The organism is Mariprofundus sp. KV (assembly GCF_013387475.1).
GTDB lineage: Bacteria > Pseudomonadota > Zetaproteobacteria > Mariprofundales > Mariprofundaceae > Mariprofundus.
The window spans coordinates 53,854-79,276 of record NZ_VWNB01000006.1; the positions used below are offsets into that span (position 1 = coordinate 53,854).

The 25,423-nt window shown below is 52.3% G+C and carries 26 protein-coding genes; 18 read left to right on the forward strand and 8 right to left on the reverse strand.

Annotated elements, in window-relative coordinates; genetic code table 11:
- Positions 1–19: 19 nt before the first annotated feature.
- A complete protein-coding gene (gene serB / locus F3F93_RS06145; RefSeq protein WP_241697015.1) occupies positions 20–1,108 on the forward strand; it encodes a phosphoserine phosphatase SerB in 1,089 nt (362 codons plus the stop codon).
- Positions 1,109–1,111: 3 nt separating this feature from the next.
- Here serB and F3F93_RS06150 read toward each other — a convergent pair whose 3' ends face one another.
- Positions 1,112–2,353: a DUF1015 family protein gene (locus F3F93_RS06150; protein ID WP_176958290.1), complete on the reverse strand. Its 1,242-nt coding sequence runs from the start codon at positions 2,351–2,353 to the stop codon at positions 1,112–1,114.
- A gap of 243 nt (positions 2,354–2,596) precedes the next feature.
- Here F3F93_RS06150 and F3F93_RS06155 point away from each other — a divergent pair, with 243 nt between their 5' ends.
- Entirely contained in the window at positions 2,597–5,602 is a 3,006-nt protein-coding gene (locus F3F93_RS06155; RefSeq protein WP_176958291.1) for a PAS domain S-box protein, read from the forward strand.
- Between the two features lie 11 nt (positions 5,603–5,613).
- Here F3F93_RS06155 and F3F93_RS06160 read toward each other — a convergent pair whose 3' ends face one another.
- Positions 5,614–6,411 (reverse strand): ferritin-like domain-containing protein, encoded by a 798-nt coding sequence (locus F3F93_RS06160; RefSeq protein WP_176958292.1) that lies wholly within the window; start codon positions 6,409–6,411, stop codon positions 5,614–5,616.
- A 39-nt stretch (positions 6,412–6,450) separates the two neighbouring features.
- Here F3F93_RS06160 and hflD point away from each other — a divergent pair, with 39 nt between their 5' ends.
- The 6 genes from hflD (at position 6,451) to F3F93_RS06190 (ending at position 11,478) form a co-directional block, all read left to right on the forward strand.
- A complete protein-coding gene (hflD, locus tag F3F93_RS06165) occupies positions 6,451–7,122 on the forward strand; it encodes a high frequency lysogenization protein HflD (RefSeq protein ID WP_176958293.1) in 672 nt (223 codons plus the stop codon).
- 243 nt (positions 7,123–7,365) lie between these two features.
- Positions 7,366–7,560 carry a hypothetical protein gene (locus tag F3F93_RS06170; RefSeq protein WP_241697016.1) on the forward strand — a complete coding sequence of 65 codons (195 nt, stop codon included), beginning with the start codon at positions 7,366–7,368 and terminating at the stop codon, positions 7,558–7,560.
- Positions 7,557–8,213, forward strand: a complete 657-nt coding sequence (locus tag F3F93_RS06175) for an OmpA family protein (RefSeq protein ID WP_176958295.1) — start codon at positions 7,557–7,559, stop codon at positions 8,211–8,213. The genes F3F93_RS06170 and F3F93_RS06175 overlap by 4 nt, the downstream gene beginning before the upstream one ends.
- Before the next feature lie 157 nt (positions 8,214–8,370).
- On the forward strand, positions 8,371–8,625 hold the full coding sequence (locus F3F93_RS06180) for a hypothetical protein (RefSeq protein WP_176958296.1): 255 nt from the start codon (positions 8,371–8,373) through the stop codon (positions 8,623–8,625).
- The gene (locus F3F93_RS06185; protein ID WP_176958297.1) at positions 8,622–9,278 is read left to right on the forward strand and encodes an OmpA family protein; all 657 of its coding nucleotides are present in this window, start codon (positions 8,622–8,624) and stop codon (positions 9,276–9,278) included. The genes F3F93_RS06180 and F3F93_RS06185 overlap by 4 nt, the downstream gene beginning before the upstream one ends.
- Before the next feature lie 670 nt (positions 9,279–9,948).
- Positions 9,949–11,478: a SulP family inorganic anion transporter gene (locus F3F93_RS06190; RefSeq protein WP_176958298.1), complete on the forward strand. Its 1,530-nt coding sequence runs from the start codon at positions 9,949–9,951 to the stop codon at positions 11,476–11,478.
- Positions 11,479–11,532: 54 nt separating this feature from the next.
- Here the strand turns inward: F3F93_RS06190 and F3F93_RS06195 are convergent, their stop codons facing one another.
- A complete protein-coding gene (locus tag F3F93_RS06195) occupies positions 11,533–13,437 on the reverse strand; it encodes a penicillin-binding protein activator (RefSeq protein WP_241697017.1) in 1,905 nt (634 codons plus the stop codon).
- Positions 13,438–13,498: 61 nt separating this feature from the next.
- On the opposite strand from F3F93_RS06195, the gene rsmI reads away from it, so the two are divergent.
- The 10 genes from rsmI (at position 13,499) to F3F93_RS06245 (ending at position 21,066) form a co-directional block, all read left to right on the forward strand.
- Complete coding sequence (gene rsmI / locus F3F93_RS06200; protein ID WP_176958300.1) at positions 13,499–14,356, forward strand: 16S rRNA (cytidine(1402)-2'-O)-methyltransferase; 858 nt, start codon at positions 13,499–13,501, stop codon at positions 14,354–14,356.
- Positions 14,353–14,715 carry a YraN family protein gene (locus tag F3F93_RS06205; RefSeq protein ID WP_176958301.1) on the forward strand — a complete coding sequence of 121 codons (363 nt, stop codon included), beginning with the start codon at positions 14,353–14,355 and terminating at the stop codon, positions 14,713–14,715. The genes rsmI and F3F93_RS06205 overlap by 4 nt, the downstream gene beginning before the upstream one ends.
- A 1-nt stretch (position 14,716) precedes the next feature.
- Positions 14,717–15,304, forward strand: a complete 588-nt coding sequence (locus tag F3F93_RS06210; protein ID WP_176958302.1) for an SIS domain-containing protein — start codon at positions 14,717–14,719, stop codon at positions 15,302–15,304.
- Positions 15,301–16,254, forward strand: a complete 954-nt coding sequence (locus F3F93_RS06215) for a deoxyhypusine synthase family protein (RefSeq protein ID WP_176958303.1) — start codon at positions 15,301–15,303, stop codon at positions 16,252–16,254. Before F3F93_RS06210 ends, F3F93_RS06215 begins: the two co-directional genes overlap by 4 nt.
- A gap of 96 nt (positions 16,255–16,350) precedes the next feature.
- Positions 16,351–16,923: a BON domain-containing protein gene (locus tag F3F93_RS06220; RefSeq protein WP_176958304.1), complete on the forward strand. Its 573-nt coding sequence runs from the start codon at positions 16,351–16,353 to the stop codon at positions 16,921–16,923.
- Positions 16,920–17,393: a D-glycero-beta-D-manno-heptose 1-phosphate adenylyltransferase gene (gene rfaE2, locus F3F93_RS06225; RefSeq protein WP_176958305.1), complete on the forward strand. Its 474-nt coding sequence runs from the start codon at positions 16,920–16,922 to the stop codon at positions 17,391–17,393. The genes F3F93_RS06220 and rfaE2 overlap by 4 nt, the downstream gene beginning before the upstream one ends.
- Positions 17,394–17,475: 82 nt before the next feature.
- Positions 17,476–18,645 (forward strand): 4-phosphoerythronate dehydrogenase, encoded by a 1,170-nt coding sequence (locus F3F93_RS06230; RefSeq protein WP_176958306.1) that lies wholly within the window; start codon positions 17,476–17,478, stop codon positions 18,643–18,645.
- Between the two features lie 9 nt (positions 18,646–18,654).
- The gene (gene orn, locus F3F93_RS06235) at positions 18,655–19,194 is read left to right on the forward strand and encodes an oligoribonuclease (protein ID WP_176958307.1); all 540 of its coding nucleotides are present in this window, start codon (positions 18,655–18,657) and stop codon (positions 19,192–19,194) included.
- 135 nt (positions 19,195–19,329) lie between these two features.
- Entirely contained in the window at positions 19,330–20,772 is a 1,443-nt protein-coding gene (locus F3F93_RS06240) for an OmpA family protein (RefSeq protein ID WP_176958308.1), read from the forward strand.
- Positions 20,773–20,853: 81 nt separating this feature from the next.
- Positions 20,854–21,066 (forward strand): acetyltransferase, encoded by a 213-nt coding sequence (locus F3F93_RS06245; RefSeq protein WP_176958309.1) that lies wholly within the window; start codon positions 20,854–20,856, stop codon positions 21,064–21,066.
- A 151-nt stretch (positions 21,067–21,217) separates the two neighbouring features.
- Here F3F93_RS06245 and F3F93_RS06250 read toward each other — a convergent pair whose 3' ends face one another.
- The 5 genes from F3F93_RS06250 to F3F93_RS06270 form a co-directional block, all read right to left on the reverse strand.
- On the reverse strand, positions 21,218–21,700 hold the full coding sequence (locus F3F93_RS06250; protein ID WP_176958310.1) for a DUF4410 domain-containing protein: 483 nt from the start codon (positions 21,698–21,700) through the stop codon (positions 21,218–21,220).
- A gap of 204 nt (positions 21,701–21,904) precedes the next feature.
- Complete coding sequence (gene cysS / locus F3F93_RS06255; RefSeq protein ID WP_176958311.1) at positions 21,905–23,275, reverse strand: cysteine--tRNA ligase; 1,371 nt, start codon at positions 23,273–23,275, stop codon at positions 21,905–21,907.
- A complete protein-coding gene (gltX, locus tag F3F93_RS06260; protein ID WP_176958312.1) occupies positions 23,272–24,708 on the reverse strand; it encodes a glutamate--tRNA ligase in 1,437 nt (478 codons plus the stop codon). Before gltX ends, cysS begins: the two co-directional genes overlap by 4 nt.
- Entirely contained in the window at positions 24,705–25,067 is a 363-nt protein-coding gene (locus tag F3F93_RS06265; RefSeq protein ID WP_176958313.1) for a four helix bundle protein, read from the reverse strand. The genes gltX and F3F93_RS06265 overlap by 4 nt, the downstream gene beginning before the upstream one ends.
- Positions 25,064–25,396, reverse strand: a complete 333-nt coding sequence (locus F3F93_RS06270) for a septum formation initiator family protein (RefSeq protein ID WP_347239215.1) — start codon at positions 25,394–25,396, stop codon at positions 25,064–25,066. Before F3F93_RS06270 ends, F3F93_RS06265 begins: the two co-directional genes overlap by 4 nt.
- Positions 25,397–25,423: the final 27 nt, after the last annotated feature.

Sequence of the window (25,423 nt, forward strand, 5' to 3'; positions counted from 1 at the left end):
CCACCTCAGGAGCCCTGTCATGCTGAGTAATTTCCTGCTACCACCAGAGTATGCGTTGCCGATCCCGGTCAACTCGCCGCTGTTTGTAACGCCCGGTGGTGGCCGACTCCTGCTCTGCAGCACGCATGACGCCTATCGCCTGCGCGAACATTATGGCTGTGCAACACTTGAAGCGGTTCAGATGCAGATCAATCTGCAGGAGGGGAAACGGCTGGATATCTGGCAGTCCGAGCTGGAGGCGGCGCATATGAACGCCCATATCTTCGGTTGTGACGATTTCAATGCCTTCAAGGAGATTTGCGAATCGCTGATGCTGGAGCGCATCGGTGTACTGCAGGTGAGCACACAACCCGGCCACTGCCGCATGCTGCTGGCAGGCTCCGCTGATGCCACAACCATGACCACCCGCCTGCGCCCGCTCTCAGAGCGCCTGAAGGTGGATATCGCTGTCACCGCACTGAAACCGTCTCCGAATCTTGCTGAACCCGGCCTGCTGCTGATGGATATGGACTCCACCCTGATCCAGAACGAATGTATCGATGAAATTGCCGACTTTATGGGTATCAAGGAGCAGGTCGCCGCCATTACCCAGCTCTCCATGGAGGGTAAACTCGATTTCGTGGCCTCCTTCACCGAGCGCGTCAAACTGCTCAAAGGGTTGGATGCCTCTGTGCTGCAACGCGTGCTGGATGAACGTATCAGGCTCACTGATGGTGCCGAAGCGCTGATCAAAGGGCTGCAGGCCCACGGCTGGAAAACCGGACTAGTCTCGGGCGGCTTCACCTTCTTTACCGACTACTTTGAAAAAACATTGGGGCTGGATTTCTCCATGGGCAATCAACTGGAGATCGTTGATGGCAAACTGACCGGTGGTTTTATCGGTGAGATTGTTGATGCCAGAAGCAAACGCACTGCTCTGCTGAGCAAAGCGAAAGAGTGGAATATCCCAATGGCGCAGACCATTGCCATCGGTGATGGTGCCAACGATCTGCAGATGATTGAGGTGGCGGGCATGGGTATCGCCTTTCACGCCAAACCGCGTGTGCGTGAACTGGCCCCCTACGCCCTCTCCTATGGTGGTCTGGATCGGACGCTTGATCTGCTTTAACGCTTAATCAAGCAGATGGGAGACCACGCCATCAGCAAGCTTGGGTTCAAACCATGTCGATTTGGGCGGCATCACCTCACCGGAATCCGCAACGGCCATCAGATCATCCATTGAGGTCGGGAACATCGAGAAGGCAACAGCCATCTCACCTGAATCGACGCGCTTTTCAAGTTCGGAGAGACCGCGAATGCCACCGACGAAATCGATACGCGGATCACGGCGTGGATCGGAGATACCCAATAGCGGCTCGATCAGATTGGCCGCCAGCAGCGATACATCAAGGCGGGCCACCGGATCATCCTGAGGGATCAACTCATCCCGGATAGTCAGTGCATACCACGAGCCATCGAGATACATACCAAAGCTGTTCGCACTCTCCGGATGTACAGCTTCATCGGTCATCTCAATATCGAAAGACTCCCCGATCCTGGCAACCAGTGTATTGGCATCCAGACCATTCAGATCACGAATCACACGGTTGTAGTCGAGGATATACATCTGATCATGGGGAAAGATCACAGAGAGAAAGTAGTTGTACGCTTCATCCCCGGTATGAATGGGATTGGCTGCTTTGCGGGATGCGGCTACGCGTGATGCAGCAGCAGAGCGGTGGTGGCCATCGGCAACATAGAGTGCATCCATCGCTTCAAATGATTGAGTAATAGCCGCTATCTGGCCGGCATCTCGGATCACCCAGAGCGTATGCTGAACACCGCTATCGGCGGTGACATCCATATCGGGTCTCCCACTTGCAACATCGGCAAGGATGCCATCCACCACCGCATTGGCGCGGTAAACAAGAAATACCGGCCCGGTCTGGGCACTGAGTGCATCAATCTGGCGTACCCGGTCATCCTCTTTAACAGGACGGGTGAACTCATGCTTTTTGATGCGTCCTGCATCGTAAGCATCCACAGATGCCGCAGCGGCGATACCGGTCTGCAGATGTTCACCCATCTTCAGGCGGTAGACGTAGTAGCACGGAGCCTCATCCTGAATGAGCACATGCTCCGCAAGCATACGATTAAAGTTTTCTGCCGATTTTGCGTAGACAGATGCATCGAAAGGGTCGGTATCCTCAGGCAGATCAATCTCCGCTTTGGATACATGCAGGAAACTCCATGGTTTGCCCGCCGCCTGCTCTCTCGCCTCACTGCTGTTGAGCACATCATAGGGTGGTGCCACCACAGCCTCGGCAGAATTGGCAGCAGGCCGCAAACCTGAAAATGGACGGATTAAAGACATGAAAACTCCAGAAAAACAGTTCAGATATTAAGGACTCAGGATACAACAGACCTTCTGGAAATCCTGTTCCGATTGAGCGAAATCGGCAAGTGATCAGTCATCCAAATCCAATTGCACAAACAAGCAGCAACAAGACATTTGAATTGCCCAGTTTTTACGCTCTCTTTAGAAAAAACAACAGTATGGCAAAGCACCTGATCAGTTCACGCTTACTGGCATAAAACCTGCTTACTTTATCCTACCATGCAGGATCACACGCAAAGAACTCTGAACAACCATAGTAACAGCCAGTTCAAGACTGGTATTTTACGCTATTTTCTTGCGGCATTTTTACCACTTGCGCTACTGATTGTCTCTGCTGCCTACGCCATCTATGTGGTTGATTCCAATGGCCAAATCAAACTGAAGGTTCAACAGAATCAGAGCATGATCAAGCTACAGACGGCAGCCATTACTCAGGATTTCACACTGATCGCTTCCGACATCCTCTTCCTGGCTGCAGAGAGCGAGCTGCAGGAGGCCTTTGAAGAGGGTGACACCGAACACCTTCAACAGGCCTCCATCGAGTTGAAAAATTTCGTCAAGGCGAAAAAGATCTATGATCAGATTCGATTTATCGATAACAACGGCATGGAACGTATCCGTATCAATTTTGACGGAACAGATGCGAGTATCGTGCCTGTTGATAAACTGCAATCCAAAGCTGACCGCTACTACTTCACTGAAGCCCTGAAACTTAAAGCTGGTGAGATCTATATTTCACCCCTAGATCTGAATATCGAGAATGGTGAGGTCGAGCAGCCTTATAAACCGATGATCCGCTTTACCACACCGGTGATGGATAGCCGTGGAAATCGACTGGGCTTCCTGGTCAGTAACTATTACGGGCAGGTGATGCTTGATCATTTCATTGGCATTCACACAGAGGATCCTGAGCTATCACATCTGGTCAACAGCGACGGCTACTGGCTGCACAGCAATCCACACGGGCTTGAGTGGGGTTTCATGTTTGCCGACAAAAAGCAGGTAAGCTTTAAGCACGCTCATGCCGAAGCCTGGCAGCAGATCAACACAAGAGAGAACGGCCATATCGAACTTGATAAGGGCATCTACTGCTTTACCACCATAAACCCACTGCACAGAGTTTTACCTGACTACCAAATCACCAGCCTGCATCAGGTCGGTGAGTGGAAGGTCATCTCTTTCGATTCACGCGCTGATCTCAATGCCATGCTGGCCAACACAAAAAACATCATCTCCATCTGGACTATCATCTCTCTACTGCTTGCCAGCATCATCTCCGGTCTGCTTGCCCGCGCCATCAGTAGCCGAAAAATAGCCGAAGCGACTGCACATCAAGCTGATCTCAGGATGAAAGAGGCGGTACGCACAGCACTGGATGGCATCATCACCATTGACCATGATGATCTTATTGTTTCGCTTAACCGCTCTGCTGAAACAATATTTGGCATCAGTAGTAGTGAAGTTATCGGCAAATGCCTCTCTGAAACCATCATGCCCGAACGCTTTCGTGAAATGCATCGCAAAGGCATGGCCCGCTATCTTGAGGATCGGGAATCACTGCTGCTCGGCAGAAGAATGGAAGCTATTGCCCGGCACAGCGATGGCCATGAGTTTCCCATCGAGCTCTCCATCACCGTCATTGAAGGTGAAGCGCAACCGCTGTTCACTGCTTTTATCCGTGATCTTACTGAACAGAAAAAAGCCGATGACAAGATACGAAAACTATCCCGGGCCATTGAGCAGGCCGGTGAATCGATCATTATCACCGACCACCAAGGCAGCATCGAATATGTGAATCCCGCTTTCTGCGACATCACCGGCTACCAGTCCGATGAGATCATTGGCCAAAACCCCAGAATCCTCAATAGTGGTGAACAGAATCGTCGATTCTATCAAGAGATGTGGAGAACCATCAAAGCTGGCGAAAACTGGCAGGGCAGGATTGTTGACCGGCGCAAGGATGGCTCTGTTTTTCCGGCCATACTCAACATCTCACCGATCTTTGATGAGAACAACAACATCACCCACTTTATCGGACTGCAACAGAACCTGCAGGAGTATGAGGAGTTGGAGGAGCGCTTTCAGCAGGCCCAGAAGATGGAGGCGATCGGAACGCTGGTGGGAGGCATCGCTCACGATTTCAACAACACGCTGGCAGGTATTATCGGTAACCTCTATCTGATCAAACGAAAGGTATCGGACCAACCCACTGTAGTTTCCAGGGTTGAGACCATTGAAACCCTCGCCTCCAGAGCATCCGAGATGATCCAGCAGTTGATGGCATTTTCACGCCGTAGCGTGATCAATATGCAGCAGATCAATCTGCCCCCATTCATCAAAGAGACAGCCAAGCTGCATGAGGTGTCCATCCCTGAAAACATCAAACTCGAGTTGACCATCAAAGAGGAGGCGATGTATATCCATGCTGATGCCAATCAGCTACAGCAGATGCTCTTCAATCTGGTCAATAACGCCCGCGATGCACTTGATGACATCGACTCCCCTGTGATATCGCTCTCTCTGAAGCGATATATCGCAGATAATAAATTCCAGGAACGGCATCCTGAAACAGAGATCATGGAATTTGCGCTGATCTCGGTTGCTGATAACGGCGCAGGCATCGAGGCTGAAAACCTTGAACATATTTTTGAACCATTTTTCACCACCAAAGCCGTTGGTCAGGGCACCGGCCTTGGCCTCTCGATGGTCTATGGCGCCGTGCAGGCGCATGGCGGTTGTATTGAGGTTGATTCCCGCAAAGGTAAAGGAACCTGCTTTAACATCTATCTGCCACTGCTCAGCAGCAATATCGAAGAGACCGCCACCTCCTCACTTTATGTAACTGAAATCATGGATGGAGAAGGTGAAACCATCCTGCTTGTTGATGATGACACACTCCTCGTCAATACCGTCCGTGAGATTCTTGAAGATATGAAATACAACATCATCACCGCCAGCAATGGACGGGAAGCTATCGATGCATTTATTGCTCATCGTCATGAGATCAAGCTGATTATTATGGATGTGGTCATGCCGCAACTTGGCGGTGTTGAAGCGCTGCTGGAGATTCGCAAAGTTGAGCCGGCTATCCCCTGTATTTTCACTACCGGCTATGACAGATCGAAGGTACTGGAGCAGCATGGCATGGCAAATGTGGAGAGTGTACTGACCAAACCCTATGAGGTTTTTGATCTGGCCCGACTGGTCAATGAGAAATTAAGGTAGCGACTGGAAGATTACAGTGATGCCGTCAGCATTTTCAGCTCACTTTCACTAAAACCTGCCTGCGCTCTGGCATCAAGATTAAACGGACCGAACAATCCCTTGGGATAGTGCTTCTCCAGTAGTTCAAGAAAGAAAGGCACAGGCTCAAGACCCCGCTGCTGACAGAGATAGCTGTACCAGCGGTTACCAATAGCCACGTGGCCAATCTCATCACGCAGAATAATATCCAGAAGACTCACCGCATTATCATCACCGGCCTGCGTGAGTTTTTCCTGAATGCCCGGTGTCACATCAAGGCCTCTGGCCTCCAGCACACGCGGCACCAGCGCCATACGCACCAGCACATCATATTCGGTCTTCTCGCACATCTCCCACAAACCACCATGGGCAACATAATCACCGTACTCTGCCCCCAGGTGACGCATATGACCGCGAATCAACTCGAAGTGGTAGGCCTCTTCATGGGCCACGCGCAGCCAATCGCTGTAATACTCTTTTGGCATGTCTGAAAAGCGCTGCACAGCATCAAGTGCCAGATTGATGGCGTTAAATTCAATATGGGCAACGGCATGCATCAGGGTTGCCCGCCCCTCGGCTGTACCAAAACCACGTCGTTTTACCCGACTGGCTTTGACCAGTTCGGGAAACTCGGGTCTGCCCGGTTTTCTGATCGGCTCAGGAGTCCACGCAGGGTCCAACGCGAGCCCCCCCTGCAGCCACAGTCGATTCAGCTCGCGCACCGCGGCAAGCTTCTTATCCACATCATTGATCAACAGGGCGTGGCAAGCACCGTCTCTAAGTTCATTCATCGCTTGAGCATCTCCCTCTCTAACACCAGCATGTCGGCCATGACCGCATCTTCACCATCCAATAGCACTCAGGTTACGCCACTACAGCGGCGGGCGATTGCCCTTGCCGCGCTCACGCAGGCAGTCTATCTGGTCGACTCGATTGCCCGCAAAGGCCTGGCTGATGCCGAGGATAGCAGAGCATTGATTGAAAGTATTTTCAACGATCCGGCAGGCAGTGACTCACCAGCCGAAGTCTACGGAGGAATAAAGCAGCTCTCTACCGGCATCCGCATCAGCCGTGAAATCCTGCAGGGCAAGTCCATGCCGCAAACCAAAGCCCTGATGAGCTACAGTGCCGGTCTTCTCACTATTGAGCAGCGCCTGAACAAAGATCATGAGATGCGTAGCAAGTTGGGCGAAGGCATGGCCCGCATCGATAAACAAAAACACTATTTCGGTAGTGCCGTGCATCCCAGTGTCTGCGCCGCCATTGCTGATCTCTACGGAGAGACCATCAGCACCATGAAACCACGCATTATTGTGCGTGGCAAAAGTGAACATCTCAGTCAAAGTGAGAATACACGGCGCGTCAGAACACTGTTGATGGCAGGCCTGCGTGCTGCCCATCTTTGGCGTTCTAACGGCGGTGGCCATCTGACGCTGCTGTTGAGAAGAAAAGCGATTCTGCGTGAACTGGAACTTCTGCAAAAGAGTATCAGCCTCGATTAGGAGCTGTTCACACTAACGCAACGGCCCTGACCATCGATGTGTGAAATAGTTCACACGCCGCTTTTGCTATTTGCATCTAAAGTTCGCACTATACAGCACAATGTAGCCTGGGCTTTTGATATGCACACCTATCAATGCTTATCGCTGCAGAGTTTTGCATAACTATAGAACGGAGGCGTACGAATGAGGATCACTTTACTTTTATTTACGTTATTTGCTTTTAGCCTGCCAGCCAATGCTGGCATGTTTTCAACCATTGATGACAGGGCAAATCAAATCTCAGCACAACTGGAAGGGAACAACAGCTACCACGCACATCTGGCGCGTGAGCTGGCCAATGTGGCTGTCGAAGAGAAAGGACAGCACGATGTGACTGCCGCACTCGAATTTATCAGAATGGCTGAAGATCACGCAGCACAGGCCGGAGGTTCAAAATGATTAAACGTATGATAGTAGCAACTGCTGCCCTCTCACTTGCCGCATGTGCAGGTGGACACAGCAATATCGATATTGATGAACTGTCAGAAGCCAGAGCAGCAGTAGCGGCCTCAAAAGCTGCAGGTGCTGAACGCTGTGCACCGAAGCTGCAGGCACAAGCCGTTGCATCCCTCTACTGGGCAGCGCATGAAATTCAGGAAGGCGGCCATGCCACTGAGGAGACCGAACTGACTGAACGGGCTATCTCAAAAGCCAATGCAGCCCGCACTCAGGCCAAGGTCAACTGTGCCCCCAAAGCAGCGCCAAAAGTGGTTGAGATCATCAAACTCTCCGGCGTTAACTTTGCCAACAACAGCGCTGATCTGACACCTGAATCGATCGCTATCCTTGATGGTGCGGTGGCAACACTCAAACGTCGTGCCGATATCAAAGTAGAGGTAGCTGCACATACCAGTAGTCGTGGTGCCGCTGCATACAACCTCTCACTCTCCAGGAGCCGTGCTGCAAGCGTGATGGATTATCTGGTTTCTCACGGTATCGCTGCTGATCGCCTGACCTCTAAAGGTTATGGTGAAACTCAGCTGATCGCAGATGAGAGTACACGTGCCGGTGAAGCACAGAACAGGCGTGTTGAGCTTCGTGTAATGAACTAAACGGCCTCATTAATAAGAGGTGATTTCGATACGGGCCGCACTTGTGTGGCCCGTATTTTTTTGCCATAAAGAAAGTTTTATATTCCCATACTATGCGCCACCTTTCGACTACTGATCTTTCTGCTATACTTGGATAACGTACACAGGAGGCGTATCTATGAGGATTACTTTACTTTTATTCACACTGTTTGCTTTCAGCATGCCGGCCAGCGCTGGCATGTTTTCAACGATTGATGAGAGGGCAAATCAGATTTCAACACAACTTGAAGGCAACAACAGCTACCATGCACACCTGGCTCGTGAACTGGCCAATATTGCTGTTGAAGAGAAGGGCCAGCACGATGTTACTGCCGCACTCGAATTCATCAGAATGGCCGAAAGCCATGCCGATCAGGCTGGAGGTGCCGAATGATCAAACGTATCATAACATTGACAGCATCTCTCTCACTCGCGGCTTGTGCCGGTTACACTGACATCAATATTGGGGTCGATGAACTGGCAGAAGCCAGAGCAGCCATTGCCGATGCCAAGACAGCCGGTGCTGAGCGCTGTGCTCCGAAACTGCAGGCCCAGGCCGTTGCATCCCTCTACTGGGCAGGCCATGAACTCGAAGAGAGTGGCAACTATGATGCAGGCGATCATGCTGAAGAAGAGGCCATGCTGGTTGCACGGGCCGTTGCAAAAGCCAAAGAAGCCAAAGCAGCGTCCAAAGGCGCTTGCATGCCTGAGATCATCAAACTTTCCGGCATTCAGTTTCCGCATGACAGTGCGAGACTGACTCCTGCTGCAACTGCTATTCTCGATAACGCGGTCAAAACACTGCAGAAACGCTCCACAATCAAAGTGGAGGTGGCAGCCCATACCGATAGTTCCGGTAGTAATGAGTACAATCTGGCTCTCTCTGAGCGCCGTGCTGCCAGTGTGATGAACTATCTGGGAACGCATGGTATCAGTAGCAGCAGACTGACCTCGAAAGGTTATGGTGAATCACAGCCTATCGTTAGCAATGCCACCAAAGAGGGGCGCACAGCAAACCGTCGTGTTGAACTGCGTGTCATGAACTAAAGCAGTTCTAGCTCTGCATCACCCCGATACGGGTCGCCTCTGGCGGCCCGTATTTTTTTGGTTCTTCGCGGAAGTCCGGGAAAACAGTCTTAGTAAATCAAAACTGGAGGCGTATCCTCTCCTGCTATAATGGTAGATTTATCTGTTCATTTCTTTTCCAGAAAAGAAACGAACCAAAGAAAGCTGCCCGGCAATCTGCTTCTCCCTGCGTATTTATCGTTCAATGGGGCGAAACTATTTTCGCCTCTTTCCATTGAACAATAAATACTCCGGCGCATCTTGGAGCGGGATTAAAAGGCAACTCAATCTTGCGGCTGGAACAGTGTCGTTTGATCCCCCGTTAGCAGGCTGCCGAGACAAATATTCAAAATCGGAGAAGAGCGGCGGAGCCGTGGCCGATTTTTAATATGCAGGATCGGGAACCCGAAGGGCTGGCTGGTTCCGGGGGGGCTTTCTTTCGTTCTTTCTTTGCCATCAAAGAAAGGACAAGTGAATATATATATTCACTTACATTGCCTTTGGTTTGATTGAAGCAACTCAGTTCCTATGAGGATCATTCCCGTAATTGCGCGATGAACCATTTTTTTATCCGCATCGTTTTTGCTGAACGGAAGCCGCCTTGCACTCCTCTGCCCCTCCTTTAGAGTGCCGCCCCCAACAGGAGTACCCCATGTTTCAGCTCTATTATGATCACGCCGCCAAAGCCAAAGACGATGTTCTCTCCGGTCTCACCGTTGCTCTGGCACTGGTGCCGGAAGCTGTAGCGTTCGCATTTGTTGCCGGTGTAAACCCGCTGGTTGGTCTCTATGGTGCTTTCCTGATGGGGCTGGTGACATCACTCGTTGGTGGGCGTCCCGGCATGATCTCCGGTGCCACCGGTGCTATGGCTGTCGTGATGGTAGCCCTGGTTGCCCAGCATGGCGTTGAATACCTGTTTGCCACCATAGTGATCACGGGCCTGATTCAGGTGGCCTTCGGTGGACTTAAATTCGGTAAATATATCCGCATGGTTCCCTACCCTGTGATGCTCGGCTTTGTGAATGGTCTGGCAATCGTGATCTTCCTGGCCCAGATGCAGCAGTTTCAGGTTAAAGGGGCTGATGGCATCATGCACTGGCTCTCCGGCCCACCGCTGTTCACCATGCTCGGACTGGTCGCCCTGACCATGGCGATCATGTTCCTGCTGCCTAAAATCACCCGCGCATTCCCCGGTGGTCTGGCAGCCATTATCACCGTCAGTCTGCTGGTCATTTTCGGTGGTCTGGATACCAAATCGGTCGGTGATATCGCCGATATCAGCGGTGGCTTCCCAACCTTCCATATTCCCGATCTGCCGATGAATCTGGAAACCCTCTATATCATCCTTCCCTACGCTTTCATTCTCGCCGGTGTTGGCCTGATTGAATCCCTGCTGACCATGACCGTGGTGGATGAGATGACCGGCACCCGTGGTCAGGGCAACCGCGTCTCCATCGGCCAGGGTCTGGCAAATATGGTTAATGGTTTCTTCGGTGGCATGGGTGGTTGTGCGATGATCGGACAGACCATGATCAACGTCTCTTCCGGTGGCCTGCGCAATCTCTCGGGTATTTCCGCAGCCCTGTTTCTGCTCAGTTTCATCGTATTCGCATCAGATCTGATCGCCATGGTACCTGTTGCAGCCCTTGTCGGCCTGATGTTCATGGTGGTGATCGGCACCTTTGAGTGGGGTAGTTTCAACCTGTTAAATAAAATCCCGCGTGAAGACTCTTTTGTCGGCATCCTTGTCGCGGTTGTGACTGTCTTTACCGACCTGGCTATGGCTGTGATTGTCGGTGTAATCGCCACAGCACTGGTGTTTGCCTGGAAGCAGGCGCGTCATGTTTATGCGGAAACGCTCATCAATGAGGAGGGCAGCAAGATCTACATCCTGCACGGCCCGCTCTTTTTTGCCTCGATTCACCGCTTTAATGAACTGTTTGATGTCGAGAATGACCCGGACGATGTAATTATCGACTTTGCCTATTCTCGCGTAGCCGATCACTCCGCCATTGAGAGTATTGATAGCCTGGCAGAGAAGTACACCAAGGTCGGCAAAACCCTGCACCTGCGTCACCTCTCATCTGAATGCAAAGAGCTGTTTGAGCAGGCTGGTGATCTGGTGGAGGTAAATATCAAGGAAGACCCGCACTACCACGTCGCCGACGACAAACTGGCTTAACTACAACTGATTATATGCCGATCTGAATGCCCACTTTCGGCCACTACAAGTAACTTAACCGGCAGGAACGATCTTGCCCTGGTGGATTCTGAAGACATCGAGCTGTTTCTGACCTACACCAGAATCATCAAAGTGCACATGACCGGTCATGGCAGGGAAACCCTCCTGCCCATGCAGTTCGCGACTCAATTCTGACTTGGAGAGGCCCAGCCGACTGGTCATCACTGTGGCGATACGCATGGTATCATAGGCCAGCGCCATCAACTCCGAAGTTTTATCACTACCCCACACCTCGCGATGCACAAAGCGAAAGCGGCGCAGAGACTGATCATCGGTGCCTGCCAGCATCTCAGCAGAAGTACTTGAGGCCGCAAAGCGGGCTCTTGAAAGGTAGCGGCCACGATCATCCAGCAGATGGCCGTCCTGCCAGCGACTGCTGCCGTAGATCGGCACACCCGAGATATCGGCATAGGCCAGCTGTCCGGCCAGCAGTGAAACCTGCTTGCCATCAAGAGCCAGATAGATGGCATCAAAACCGACCGGCAGATGGATCTCCATCTCCATCTCCGGCATAAACAGTTCCATATCTTCATCAAGTTCAGCCAGCAGCTCTTCGTTATCTGTTGCAGAGCGCAGCTCTCTGAGCCTGCTACGCTGATCCAGCACACCTCTGTCGAGTTGCAGGGTGTGCAGCACTTCACCACCGAGCGCTTCAAAGGAGGCGGTAAACATCTCGGTCTCAGCCTGATCAGCGGAGTTATCGGTAATCACCACCATCTTCTCCGCCTCATGCTGGCGGGCATAATCAGCCATCACATAGACCTGAGCCAGAGGCGAAAGCGTATGCACAAACAGCGATGACGAACGGTGTGCCAGATCGATGCGACCGGTCAGACTCATCACCGGCAGTCCCGGTTTAAGATAGGGAATCAACGCCTCGGTCGTATCCGAGAGCAGCGGGCCGATAATCATATTCACCGATTCATTGGCCAGACGTTTATAGGCTGCCACCGCCATATTGCGGTCAGAGGCGGTATCCTCCACGCGCAGCGTGATGTAAGCACTGCTACCGACATCGGCCAGCGCGATACGCAGGCCACGCAGCGCCTCCTGCCCGTAACGGCCATACTGACCGGTCAACGGCAGTAACACACCAATGGTTGCCGCTCTCATCTCACCCGATGCCCAGGCATGCAACTGGGCAGTAGCACTATGATTAGGCATGGCCGCAGCAAGCAGATCGGCGATCCGTTTTACCGCCTCCCGATCACCGGTCATCAGATGAGCACGACCGGCATGCAGATCAAACTGCGCCATCAGCTGGCGAGAGAGCGAACCATCACGGTGAATCTGTTCAATGGTCTCAAGAGAGGCGCGTCGTGCTGCAAGGCGCAACCAGCTCTCCTGACTGCCACTGTTAATCTCTGCCGCCACCAGAAACCAGTTTACCGCCTCCCGCTCCGGCGCATCCTGAGCCACGGCAGGGGCAAGATCGAAAATCGAATCGGCAAGTTCGCGGGTCAGCCGTTTATGCTGCAGCGCCCACTGCATCCGCTCCAGCGCGCGCCCCGCCTCATCCTGAGTAAGCCACCATCTACCACTCCAGAATGCCGCGTAGGGAACCAGCGCATGGTTGGGATACTTCTGCATCACCGCGGCCACTGCCTCCAGAGCACCCGGTAGCCGCTTCTCAAGCATCAGCTCGGCTTTGCGGAACTCGGCCTCTTCACTAATAGGAGCCGGCCTATCGGCAATAAGACGATCAAATTCACTCAGAACTGCTTCGAGATCCGCACCCTCTCTGGCCTTCTGCATCAGCGCCTGAACTTCCGCAGCACTCTGCGGTGCGGCAAGCAGCATTCTGCTGCCCGGTTTATCACTAACCAGAGATCCGGGCTGTTTGGGTTGACAACCATTGAGCAGAAGCAGTGCGCAAACAGCAAGTAGCGCAACTTTCATCCATGAATAAGGTGAGGCCGCCATTGCAGCATGGGAGTGAGAACGATAACGTATCCAGAACATGGAATCGCAGACTAAACATCTAACCGCTACTGGCCAACTTTTCATCGTTGCCACCCCGATCGGAAATCTCGGTGATATCACCTATCGCGCTGTTGAGACACTGAAAAGTGTTGATCTGATTGCCGCCGAAGACACCCGCACCAGTCGAAAACTGCTGCAACACTGTGGTATCACTACTCCGATGATGGCCGTACATGAGCACAATGAGGAGTACGCCGCCGGTAAACTTCTGCAGCGGCTGCAGCAGGGAGAGAATATCGCCCTGATCTCCGATGCGGGTACGCCGCTGATCAGTGATCCGGGTTATCGTCTTGTTCGCAAGCTGCGCAGTGAAGGCATTCGCATCACACCGATTCCCGGCGCCAGCAGTGTACTTACCGCCCTTTGTGCGGCAGGCCTGCCGACCGATCACTTCCGCTTTGAAGGATTTCTGCCACGCAGTGGCTCATCACGCTCAGCTGCCCTGCAGAGGGTAGCCGAATCCTCTGAAACCAATGTTATTCTTGAATCACCGCATCGCCTGCTAAGCAGCCTTAAACATCTGCAACCACTACTGGAGGAGGCGCGCGAACTGGTGGTTGCCCGCGAACTGACCAAACTGCATGAGGAGTTTATTGCCGGCACGGTTGCAGAACTTATCGCCCACTTCTCAGCCTCAGCACCACGTGGCGAGATTGTACTGGTTGTCGCACCGGCCCTGCCGAAGGTGCGCGGTGAGATCAGCGACAGCGATATCCAGAGTCTGCTGGAAACTGCCGCCATGCAGGTTTTACCCCCCTCTGCCAGAGCCAAAACCGTTGCCAAAGAGCTCGGCATCAACAAATCACGGGTCTATGATCTGATTTCGGGGCAATGAGCACTTCACAGGGGCGCAGTGGCGAGGATCTGGCCAGTTCATATCTCAGCCGCAGAGGTTACACCATTCTCGGCCGCAACCTCCGCCTTGGCCGCGGCGAACTTGATATTATCGCCTGCTCTGAAACGCTGCTGCTGTTTGTCGAAGTCAAAACCCATAAAACGCGGGAGTCAGGGTTGCTGGCTGTGAATGAAGATAAGTGTGCCCGCCTCTACTCCGCTGCAGAAGCCTGGCTGGCCAAACATCCCGCCTATGCCGGTTTACAATGCCGCTTTGATTTAATCATCGTCACCCCTAGGATGGGCTTACCCCGCTGGCTGCCACCACGCATCGAGCACATGAAGGATATTATTAATTAATATGAAACCAGAACTGATCAATCAGGCCATAACAGATGGCATCGAACTTCGCAGACAATGTCTGGATATACTCTCCCAGCCGTTGCTGGATGCAGCAGGAGCTATTGTCGATTGCATTGAAGCTGGCGGAAAGATCCTTGCCTGCGGCAATGGCGGTTCAGCTGCCGATGCCCAGCATTTTGCTGCCGAACTGGTTAACCGTTTTGAGATCAACCGCCGTGGTCTCCCTGCTGTGGCACTGACCCATGACGCCTCAGTGATCACCAGTATCGCCAATGACTTCTCTTTCGATCAGGTGTTCTCCCGTCAGGTGCAGGCACTGGGCCGCCCCGGTGATCTGCTACTGGCCATCTCAACCAGTGGCACCTCAAATAATGTATCAGCCGCTGCCGATGCCGCTGCCGAAGCGGGCATGCAGACCATCGCCCTCACTGGTCGTGATGGCGGCACGCTCGGCTGCAATGCCAACATCAAATTCCATATCAATATTCCGCACAACTCTACCCCGCGCATTCAGGAGATGCATATCACCTGCCTGCATATCATCTGCTCCCTTGTTGATCAGCACATGTTTGGAGACAAGCCATGACCATTAAACCTCTCTCGTTCACCAAATTGACAACCACGCCGCTCGCCGATCGCAAAGTGGATAGTGAAGGCATGGATTTTGCCGCCCCCTATAGGGCTGGCAGCGGCCTTGAGAACTTTCTCTGCAGCCTGCCTAATCTCGGCTGTGCTGCCGACCTCTTCCGCCTGCGCGATGCAATTGTCACCGCCCACCGCCACAACCACCAGGTGATTCTCGCCTGTGGTGGTCATGTCCTTGATTCAGGTCTGGGACCACTGATCTGCCGCCTGATTGAGCAGCGTATCATCAGTGGACTGGCGCTCACCGGAGCCGCACTGGAGCAGGATGTAGAGATTGCCATTCTCGGACAGACTGTTTCGCCACGGGAGCGCGAACTCAACAGTGGTAACTACTGCCTGACTGAGGAGACCGGCTGCCTGATCAATGATGCCATCAATTTTGGTATCACTGAAAACTGGGGGATCGGCAAGAGTGTCGGCCAACGACTGCTGGAATCAGAGTTTGAACATCTCGATCACTCCATTGTTGCGACTGCCGAACGCTATGGCATTCCCGTTACTGTACATCCGGCCATTGGTGCCGATGCCTTTGGCATGCATCCGGCCTCACATGGCGAATCGCTCGGTGCATCCGCGTTCAGGGATTTCCGACTGCTGGCCGGTATGCTGGCAGAGTCGAGCCACGGTGTGATCGTCAATGTCGCTTCCAGCGTGATTATGCCGCGTGTACTTCTGCAGGCCGTCGATGCAGCCCGTAATGTAGGCCAAAATATCGAGGGGGTGACAACTGCGGTGATTGATCCGGCAGCCAGCTGCTCGGCGATTACCGATGTGGTAACACGCCTGTCGCAACCCGATGGTCAGGGTTACTGGTTGTCCGGCCCGGATGAGATTCTTGTGCCTCTGCTCTTTGCCTCTGTACTGGAAGCTTTAGGTGATGAAGTGGTATAAAGCCAGCTAGACCTGCCGTATAAAATCGGCAGCATTGCACAAACCGAATTACTGCTCTGCAACTGTGCCGAGTCATATAGTTTCATGGAGTTTTTAATGCTAATGCTACGCCCGTTACTTATTCTGTTGATGATGTTCTCACTCTCAGGCTGTTTCGCAGCCGTTGTCGGTGGTACCGCCGCTGTTGGCACCTCGGTCAATGATGAACGCAGCATCGGCACCCAGCTTGATGATGCATCGCTGACCGCCAAGATTGATGCGCGTCTGATTGCCGAAAGGGATATGCCGTCACGCTGGGTCAGCGTGCAGGTGATTCATGGTGCCGCCACCCTGACCGGTCACCTGCCCACTCAGCGCCATATCGAACGCGCCATCTTTATCACCAAGTCGATTCGCGGTGTTCGTTCAGTGCATTCTGAACTGCTGATCGGCACACCCAGGATCGGTTCGATCATGGAGGACAGCTGGATCACCACACAGGTTAAATCCAAACTGTTTAACGATGATCAGGTATCCGGTTATGCCATCAAGGTGGAGACGGTGAACGGCAAAGTATACCTGCAGGGTATTGTGAACGATTTTGTACAGCGCGAGCATGCCAAAAAACTTGCCCTGTCGATCCAGGGTGTTACCGCTGTCATTGATCTGATGCAGGTCGCCCAAAAATGAACCATGCCGCCGAATGGGAGGCAGCTCGCAGCCAGGTTGCTGCATGGCGAGAGCAGGGTAAAACCATTGTCTTCACCAACGGCTGTTTCGATCTTCTGCATCCCGGCCACATCGACTATCTGGGCAAGGCCCGGGCCCTCGGTGATGTGCTGATTGTTGGTCTTAATGATGATGATTCCATTTCCGGACTGAAAGGGCCCAGCCGCCCGATTAACCCGCTGTCAGACAGAAAATGTATGCTTGCCGCTCTCAAAGCCGTGGATCTGGTTGTCCCCTTTGCTGAACAGACACCGCTTGAGCTGATTAAGACCCTGCTGCCGGATATCCTTATCAAAGGCGGTGATTATACACCGGAAGATATCGTGGGCGCCAAAGAGGTTCGCGATAACGGTGGCCATGTTTCGGTTATCACCTTTGTTGATGGTCACTCCACCACCGCACTGATCAAGCGCATCCAGCAGCTCGGATAATTTTCTCAGATGCTCTCTGTTCAACAGCACCACTGAGCAACAAATAACTTGCTGTGCAATTTGTAATCGTCATCGTTAGCCAATGAGTTCCAGGCTGAATATTGTCGCTGATGCCCACATCTGGGGGGTTGAATCCGCCTTCTCTGAACTGGGCGGCTTCAATGCCAAACTCACCATGTTAGAGAGCCGCGATATCACCCGTGAAGCACTGCTTGATACCGACATCCTGCTTACTCGCTCATCAACAAAAGTGAATGCTGAACTTCTTCAAGGCACGCCCGTAAAATTCGCAGCTACGGCCACCATTGGCGATGACCACTACGACAAACAGTGGCTCGATGATAACGGCATTGTCTGGGCCAACGCAGCAGGTTCATCCACCGGCTCGGTCATCGAATACATGATCACCTCGCTTCTCCATCTGCATGTCAACGGATTGATCGCTATCCCTGAGAGCAGCATCGGCATTATCGGGGTTGGCCGCATCGGTTCAGTACTGGCAGAAGTGTGTGAAGCGATCGGCATGAAGGTGCTGCGCAATGATCCTCCACGCGCCCGCAGTGAGGGAAATGAGGGCTTTTCAACACTGGATGAGCTGCTTGAGCAGGCTGATATCATCAGCCTGCACACGCCGATGATTCGCGACGGAGAAGATGCAACCGCCCACTTGCTTAATGCGCAGCAGTTCAACCGTTTCAAAGGTGTTGGCATCTTTAATGCCGCCCGCGGTGGCTGTGTCGACAATGCCGCCCTGCTGAAGTGGCTGGATGGGGACGCATCCAGATTTGCCGCACTGGACTGCTGGGAGTTTGAGCCCAGGCCCATGATCTCGCTTCTGCAGCACCCGCAGATGGCTATTGCCACACCCCATATCGCAGGCCATTCACTCGATGGCAAAGCCGCCAATACGCTCTATGTTCACCGGGCCCTGTGCCGCTTTCTGGAGCTTGATGCTGCATGGGATATGCAGGCGCGCCTGCCCTCTATACCGCCACCGCTACATGTCGACTATGCAGATGATCACTGGTTTTCACTCTATCGGGCTGCCAGTGCCCTCTACCCCATTATGGATGATCATGATTCGATGAAGGGGTGGGTTGAATGTACCGCAACTGAGCTGCCCCGCGCCTTTACCGGCTACCGCCGTCACTACCCTGTCAGACGCGCTTGGCAACACGCCTGGGTTCACTTTGACACAACAGATGCGATACTTCTGCAACTTGCAGATGCTTTCGGCATAAAAATTGTTTAAGGTGATGCCATGACAATAAATCGACACAATCTGGTCTGGATGGACCTCGAGATGAGCGGTCTTGATCCTGATCGCGAAACCATCCTGGAGATCGCAACCATCATCACGGATGGCGAACTGAACATTATCGCTGAGGGGCCGAGTATCGTCATCCATCAGCCTGATGAGGTGCTCGATAACATGGATGAGTGGTGTACACAGCATCATGCCCAGTCCGGACTGACAGCCAAAGTACGCAACTCCACCATCAGCATGCGCAAGGCAGAAACTCAGACGCTCAATTTCATCAAAAAATATGTGCCTGAACGCTGCTCACCGCTGTGTGGCAACTCCATTCATCAGGATCGTCGTTTTCTTGTCCGTTACATGCGCGAACTTGAGGGTTATGTGCATTATCGCAATATCGATGTCAGCACCATCAAAGAGCTTGGCCGTCGCTGGTATCCGAAGGTTCGCACCCCCCTGAAAGATGCTGAACATCTGGCTCTTGCAGATGTGCGCGAATCAATCAAAGAGCTGGCATTCTACCGCAACAACTACTTCCGCTAAGCGCAGTCAGTCCAAACAGTCTCTATCAAACGATCATGCATTAGAAAATGTGTGAATCGTCACAGCAACGCATCAAGTGCTGCTGATAATTCGCCATTCAATCAGCCACACTGTGTCTGAAAAGAGGAGTTATCTATGTTATTGCGTCTGTTTTTTGCAACCTGTCTGACCCTGTCACTGTTAACAGCGGGGTCACTGCAGGCAACACCGATGGATGATGCCAAAGCTGCCATCACCGAAGCTGAAGCTCTACGCGCATCGGAATTCGCACCTGCACACTTTAGCAGCGCCACAGCCAGGCTTGCCGAAGCAGAGAACCTGCTGGCCTCCCATAAGGATAGAGGCAGAGTGGAGATTCTTATTGATGAAGCAATCCTTGCTGCCAGAGAAGCATCAAAACTATCCGAGAAGTTCACCCGCAATTTCCCTGCACTGGTGGACTCACGTGACCGTCTGAAGCTTGCCGGTGACAACTATGTGCGTGATGATCTTGGTGAGCGCTCTGAAAGAGAGTTTGCCCGTGTCGTTGAAGCGGCAGAGAGCGGCAACCTTAAGAGTGCAAAACGGGAAGCCAAGATTGCCCGCCTCACCTTCCAGGCCGCACAGACTGTGGCCGCACGCGAACAGTTCGTTCGCCCTATCTCTAAAAGCATTGCCGCCGCACGCAAGCAGAAGGCGCGCAACTTCGCCCCTGAAGCATTGAACAGAGCCACTCAGGCTCAGGCCAGCGTGGAAAAACTGATCAAAGCCAATCCCGATGCACAGAGTGAAGCCTACTCGATCTCCCAGCAAGGAGAGCAGGCTGCTCAACACGCCATTCGTGTATCCAGACTCGGTACTCAGTTCGATCACAAACCAGCCACGGTAGAGTCATGGATTGATGCCAGTGATGCACGCATGGCCATCCTTGCCAATGCCCTTGGCCTGCAGCTCGATCGCTCCCAGAGCCCTGAAGTTCAATTGGCCCTGCTTAAACAGGCTATTGAAGATATGCAATCGGAGCATCTGGCTCAGATTGAAGATGCAGATAAACAGGTGCGCGAGCTCGGTGAGAAGCTGGCCCGTTATGAGGGTGAACTCTCCGACATGGCCGAAGTACGCCGTAAACTGCAGCTTAAACGTGAAGCAGAAGCCAAGATCAAACGCCTGACTAAACTCTTTGATCCTGCGATGGTGGAGATTCTGCTCACACCTGATGCCGATGTAATCCTGCGTCTGAAGAAGCTCAACTTCCTCAGTGGCAGTGCTGTGATTCCACCTGAAGCCTATGTGATACTGGACAATACAATCAAATCGATCGAAATCTTCCCGGGTCGCGCTGTTCGCGTGGAGGGACATACCGACTTCATGGGCACCAATGAGTACAATCAGGAGCTATCAGAGCGCCGTGCCAATGCCGTTCGTGACCACCTGCTACTACAGATGGAGAACAGTGAAAGCCGTGTCTCTGCTATTGGTCACGGTGAAGAGAAGCCGATTGCCAACAATGAGACAGCCGCCGGTCGCACCAAAAACCGTCGCATCGATATTGTCCTGATCGCACCGACTGCACCTGCAGCCAGTGAGGAGCCACAATAAAACTGTGGTTGGCAGGCAACAGATAGATGGCCTACACTAGTAGTGAAGTCAGTTCACTGATTTCAACTACAGGAGGCTGATATGTTCCTGAAAAATGCAAGAAACGGCGATCTGGCCGAGGTAGTCAATGTGAGTGAGTTAATCGATCCCAACGCTTCCTCAGTCACCGTTCGCTACCACGCTGGTGAAGAGGCTGGTGATCCCATGGAAGTTGAAAAATCCGGAATGGTCTTCCCATCCGGCGAAGCACTACCTAAATGCTGGCTTGATCCGCACTACAGAGCCAGCTTCTGATCAGAAGCCTTAACCGCAAACAAAAACAGCAGCTCTTAACCCGGCTGCTGTTTTTTTATCATAATTAACTCAATACCTCCGTCGACCATTCTCCAGTGTCAAACCCAACCCATCGCAGAGAATAGAATCACGATATCTTTCGTTAATCAGCTTATCCTTTGAAATTTGCGATGGCGTATTCAGTCATCTTTTCAACTGCAAGATCAATGGCACTTTCAAATGACCCCCCAAAAAAACCCCCGCTTATAACAGCATCGGTCTGCATGGAACTAAGTTTATTACCATTTTCATCATAAAAGTCTGCCTGAATCAACAGAGTGCCTTGTCCCCAGTTACCAATACCGCCACCCATATATCGCTTGAAACGACTACCTTCATCAAAGCTGATAAACCGGTACTCCAATCTTAGCTTATTTCCGTTGGCAAATGACTTATGCACTTCAGATCGTAGTCTTTTATCAAAATAAGCCACAAATTCATCTGGCACTTGAACTGTTGAGTTGGCCTTGGTGACCTCAATTACATCTGTTTTATATATTGTTGTTGTCGGTTCAGTAACAATATTTCTGGCACTACCGCAACCTGCAAGCATGATTGATGCTGTGACCAAGCAAAAAAACAATCCTCTTTTCATCTGCTCTCTCCAATTAACTTTATTCTTTTTGGCATGATAAGTGACGAACGTAATCATTCCTGATGAGAAGAATAGTTGAATAGAAAACGATTGTATGTCCCCCAAATGGGGGACAAGCTGATCAACAGTTACTTGCTGTAGAAATCAATGTACGAATTTACCCAGACCCTCTTCGAGGGAGGTCGTGGGCTGGAGCCGCTCAGATCAGGCTTTTTTCCAGGTGGTTCCGGCAGCGGTATCCTCCAGCACGATACCCTCTGCGGCCAGTTCATTGCGGATGGCATCAGCTCGGGCGAAGTCACGGGCTTTCTTGGCTTCTGCACGTTCAGCGATCAGTGCGTCGATCCGATCAGTATCGGATTCACCACCCTGGAACCACTCATTCACATCATGCCGGGCAATGCCGAGCAATTTGGTGATGGCGGTAAACTGGCCGATAAGCTCAGCAACATCAGATTTTTCATTGAGTCCTTTATTCAGCGCACGACTCAGATCAAACAGTACCGCCAGTGCTTCAGTGGTGTTGAAATCATCATTCATCGCATCAACAAAACGCGCAGGTAGTGCAGCATCTACAATAGCTGCAGTCTCAGCAATGCGTTTTCTTGTCTCATAGATGCGGTCGAGTGCTGTTTTAGCCTCATCAAGTGCCCGGTCTGAGAAATCCAGAGGCGAGCGGTAGTGGGTGCCGAGCATAAACATACGCAACACTTCAGGATGATAGGTTTTCAGTACTTCGCGGATGGTGAAGAAGTTGCCGAGTGACTTGGACATCTTCTCGGAGTTGATATTCACAAAGCCGTTATGCAGCCAGTAGCGGGCAAAGTTGCCGTCGTTGGCAGCACAGGCCTGCGCTATCTCATTCTCATGATGCGGAAATTTCAGATCCATGCCGCCACCATGAATATCGAAGGTGGAGCCCAGGTGTGAACAGCTCATCGCTGAGCACTCAATATGCCAGCCGGGGCGGCCACGGCCCCACGGAGAGTCCCATGCCGGCTCTTCAGGTTTAGCCATCTTCCAAAGCACAAAATCGAGCGGGTCACGTTTTGTATTATCCACATCAACACGACTGCCCGACTCCAGATCATCAATGTTTTTTCCTGACAATTTACCGTAAGCAGCGAACTCACGCACCGCATAGAGCACATCACCGGAAGCGGAGACATAAGCACAACCGCGCTGCACAAGTGCCTCGATCATGGCAATCATCTCATCCATATGGGCAGTGGCACGCGGTTCATGGGTAGGCCGATCACAGCCCAGCGCATCAGCATCCTCGTAAAAGGCTGCAATCATCTCGTTGGTAAGCTGATCAATAGCAATGCCACGCTCAGCCGCACGGGCAATAATTTTATCATCTACATCGGTGAAGTTACGCACATAGTCGACGTCATATCCGATCTGCTTCAGCCAGCGGTTGATGATATCAAAGACGATCATCACGCGGGCATGGCCGACATGGCAGTAGTCATAAACCGTTACACCGCAGACATACATGCCTACCTTGCCCTCAACCAGAGGTGTGAACGTCTCCTTATTACGACTGATCGTATTATATACCTGTAAACTCATGATCCCGCCTGCCCCTCTAAACAGAGATGTTTCGCACCCTCAAGTCTGGCCACAATATTTTCACTACCGAGAAATGCCACCACATCACTCATCTCAGGCCCGTGTAGTGCACCGCTGAGTGCGACTCGCAGCGGCATAAACAGCGCCTTACCTTTACAGCCGGTTTTCTCTTTCACACCTGCAGTCAATCCCTGCCAACTCTGCGCATCAACGGATTGCCATACATCCAGTGCATGCTGATAAAATTCAGCACCCGCTTCGCAAAGTACAGGCAGAGCCTCAGCCTCCAGTGGCGCATCAATATCAAGCAGCCGCTGAAACAGTGCAGCATCACTGGCGCGTTCAAGATTTCTCTCAATCAGGGCGGCAAACTCAACCAGTCGCTGCGGATGCACCTCCGGTACAAATGGTCTGATCATCGGAATCAGAAGTTCACTATCAAGCTCATGCAGCAGGCGTGTATGCCATCGCCACATCTCATCATCCGACCAGCGTACCGAGCTGGTTGAGACGTGTTCAGCATCAAAATGGGCAGCAATGGCCGCTGAATCGTGCAGAGTATCGGGCATATTCGGGTGTCCGAGTCTGGCCATCGTCTGCACCAGTGCGGCAGGAATAAGTCCCTCTTCGCGCAGTTCAGCGACTGAGTGGCTACCACTGCGTTTGGATAGCTTTGCCCCATCCTGACCGAGCAGTAACCCGTGATGAAAATAGATCGGCGGCTGATAACCGAGACTGCTGAGTAACCAGACCTGATAGGCGGAGTTGGTCAGGTGATCATCGCCGCGCAGTACGTGCGTGATACCATCAACAGCATCATCCACAGCATTGGGCAGCAGGAAGGTGAAGCTGCCATCAGAACGCACCACTACCGGATCATCAAGATCACGCCGGGCAAAGGTGACATCGCCATGCAGAGCATCAGGTACAATCACTTCACCCTCTTCGGCATGGATCGCCAGGCGCCAGACAAAGGGTTCACTAGCGGCACGCTCGGCTACCTGCTCAGCATCGAGATGCCGACAACGACCGGCATAACGGGGTGGCAGACCACGGGATGTAGCAAGTTTGCGGTCGAGATTGAGTTTGGATTCACTGCAGAAACAGCGATAGGCCAATCCCCTGGCAGCCAGCCTCTCAAGGGCATCAGCGTGTTTGGCGGCATGCTCAGACTGAAACAGCACATCACCATGCCAATCCACACCCAGCCAGCTCAGATCCGCTTTAATCGCCTCGATATATTCAATTTGTGAACGATCCTGATCGGTATCTTCGAAGCGCAGCAGAAAAGAGCCGCCATGTTTGCGGGCATAGAGCCAGTTGAGCAGCGCAGTACGCACATTACCCAGATGCAGCAGCCCTGTCGGTGATGGTGCAAAGCGGGTGGTTACCTGTAAGGCGTTAGGGGCGAGGGGTGAGGCGACATGGCTCACGCATCACCTCTTTTTTGAAGCGAATTAATCAGGCCACCGAGCAAACCAAACAGTATATTCATCTCATCCATCACTTTTTCCATGTTTGAAACATACCCCAGACGCTGAGCGATCAGCAATTGTGTTTCAATCTCACACAATGAACCACGTGCGATATAGAGAAACCTGAGAAACTCCTTTTCTCCACTTCGTCCTGCTCCCTCTGCAATGTTACTTGGCACTGAAACAGCTGCCCTCTCTATTTGAGAAGTCAGACCGAATTTCTCATGATCCGGAAAACCCGAGGTGATCTGATAAACAGTTTCAACAAAGTTCATGGCTTCCTGCCATGCACGTAACTCATGATGAGAGCGTTTCACCGCTTGCTCCCCTCACGCTTCACGCCTGACACCTCACTGCTTCTGCCTTCCGGCATAATCAACATGATCTCATCGGGGTAGACATATCCCAACTCACGGTGCACCAGCTCCTCAAGTGCATCAGGATCATTTCTCAGCCGAAGCACCTCTTCGGCCAGTCGCTCCCGATCAGCCAGAAGCTCTTCAAGCTCCTGCCTGAGCATGCCGGTCTGCATCGCCTCCTGGCGATAGACCAGATAGCCGTGATCGGAAAAAATCAGGCTCCAGGTCATGTAACAGAGGGCAACGCCGGAGAGTCCCCAGAAGAGCCAGCGACCTGCCAATTTCACCACTTCAGATACTCACTGCGCCAACAG